This is a genomic window from Sulfurovum sp. bin170 (assembly GCF_010892395.1).
Lineage (GTDB): Bacteria > Campylobacterota > Campylobacteria > Campylobacterales > Sulfurovaceae > UBA1140.
On the sequence record NZ_JAACKB010000194.1, the window covers coordinates 1 to 2,100 of the forward strand.

At 38.4% G+C, this 2,100-nt stretch carries 2 protein-coding genes; both read right to left on the bottom strand.

The window, feature by feature from the left end; translation table 11 throughout:
• Window position 1: 1 nt before the first annotated feature.
• Window positions 2-784 (bottom strand): pyridoxine 5'-phosphate synthase, encoded by a 783-nt coding sequence (locus GSY74_RS04540; RefSeq protein ID WP_164663919.1) that lies wholly within the window; start codon window positions 782-784, stop codon window positions 2-4.
• Entirely contained in the window at window positions 785-1,999 is a 1,215-nt protein-coding gene (gene hisS, locus GSY74_RS04545) for a histidine--tRNA ligase (RefSeq protein WP_164663920.1), read from the bottom strand.
• Window positions 2,000-2,100 lie beyond the last annotated feature (101 nt).

The following is a 2,100-nucleotide window of genomic DNA, read 5'->3' on the forward strand; positions in this document are numbered from 1 at the left end:
ATCAACGAATAAATAGCCCTTTCATATCTAAAATTGCTTGTTCAAGTCCACTGAAGATAGAACGAGCAATAATACTCTGCCCAATATTAAGCTCCTCTATCGTCTCTATCTTGGCAATAGCTTCAACATTTTGATAGTTGAGACCATGACCAGCAGCAACTTTGAGTTTCAACTTCATCGCATCGCTAGAGAGTATACGAAGAGTAGTAAGCTCCTCCTCCAAAATTTTAGCTAACTCTTTACGAGATAGTTCAAGTTCAGGAATAGTATGATGTGTATTGCTAAGATTTCCAAATAGCATAGCATATACATTTGCATACTTACCAGTATGAAACTCTATCCACTCTACACTTAGAGCTTTTGATTTTTCTACATTTTCTAGCGTTGGGTCAATAAAAAGTGAAACCTCTATCTCCTTCTCTTGTAACCTTTTGATAGTTGCTTTGAGTATAGACTGTTCACCCAAAATGTTAAGCCCACCCTCCGTTGTCACCTCTTCTCTCTTTTCAGGAACTAAAGTAACACGATGAGGTCTTAACTCACACACTATATCTATAATTTCAGATGCCAATGCACACTCCAAATTCACAGGCAGAGGGGAGTGTTTAATGATATTAATAGCATCTATATCTTGAATATGTCGTCTATCTTCTCTTAAGTGGATGGTAATCTGGTCACCACCTGCTCGTTTGACAATGCTTAGTGCATCTAGTGGGTTTGGGTCAGCTATCTTTCTTGCTTCTCTTAGTACTGCTATGTGGTCTATATTTACGCCTAGTTTCATCTAAAACTCCTTTTGTGAGATAGTAAATTCTTCTTTTTTAATCAAATCTTTAATCCAAATCGTGCCATCTCTAAATTCATCTTCTCCAACAACAGCACAATATCTAGCGTTCACTCTGTCAGCACCTTTGAGGTGAGCTTTTAGCTTTTTAGCAGAGTATTCCAAAGTAACTTTGTCAGTAGTTCGCTTTTTAGAAGCTAGATGGAATAGGGTATCTATAGCACTCTCTTCCATCGCTCCAATATAGTAACCTTCTCGTTCAATCTCTGGCATCTGAACAAGCTCCATAATTCGTTGAATTCCAAGGGCAAACCCCACAGCAGGAGTTGGCTTACCATCAAGGAACTCTACTAGCTTATCATATCGTCCACCACCTGCGATGGCTGATTGGGAACCTATCTCATTGCTAACAAACTCAAAAGCTGTTTTACTGTAGTAGTCAAGTCCTCGAACTAAATTAGTATCAATCTCATAACTTATATTTTCACTATTAAGCAGTTTAATTAACTTCTCAAAATCACTATCACAACTGCTACAGAGACTTTTAATAAGTTTTGGAGATTCTGTCAAGATATTTTGGCACTTCTCATTTTTACAATCCAATACACGAATAGGGTTGGTAACAATACGCCTATTACAATCTTCACAAAGCTCATCTTTGCAATCATTTAAAAAGTTTACAAGATTTTCACGATAGAGTGGCATACACTCTGGGCAACCCAACGAGTTTATCTGTAAATAATAACCGATACCCAACGCTCTGAATATATCACCAATCATCTGTATAATAGTAAAATCCTCATAAACGGAGCCCTCACCAAAACTCTCACAACCAAACTGATGAAACTCTCTTAGCCTGCCTTTTTGTGGTCGCTCATAACGAAACATAGGTCCATAGTAGTAGAATTTGAACTTCTCATTTTGTCGCCTATCGAGTTTTGCTTGAACAAAAGCACGAACAATACCTGCTGTTCCCTCTGGACGCATACAGACATCATTGCCCCCTTTGTCCTCAAACTGATACATTTCTTTACCTACAATGTCAGAACTTTCACCCACCGAACGTTTAAAAAGTCCCGTCTCTTCGAGTATAGGGGTTTCAATGTAGCTGTATCCGTATTTTTTAGAGATACCTATAGCAGTTGTGATAATGTGCACAAAACGTGCGCTCTCTTCAAAAGTGAGGTCTTTCATGCCTCTAAGTGGGTTGATCATGGGTGTTCCTTGTAAGTTGCTTTTTGGAAGTGGAGAGTTCACTCCCACCTACAATGTGCATAAATATAAACTTTTTTACGTAAGCAAACTTATGGTGGGAC

Coding starts and splice junctions, on each gene's coding strand:
- GSY74_RS04540 (WP_164663919.1), bottom strand. CDS start 784: ATGAAACTAGGCGTAAATATAGACCACATAGCAGTACTAAGAGAAGCA.
- hisS (WP_164663920.1), bottom strand. CDS start 1,999: ATGATCAACCCACTTAGAGGCATGAAAGACCTCACTTTTGAAGAGAGC.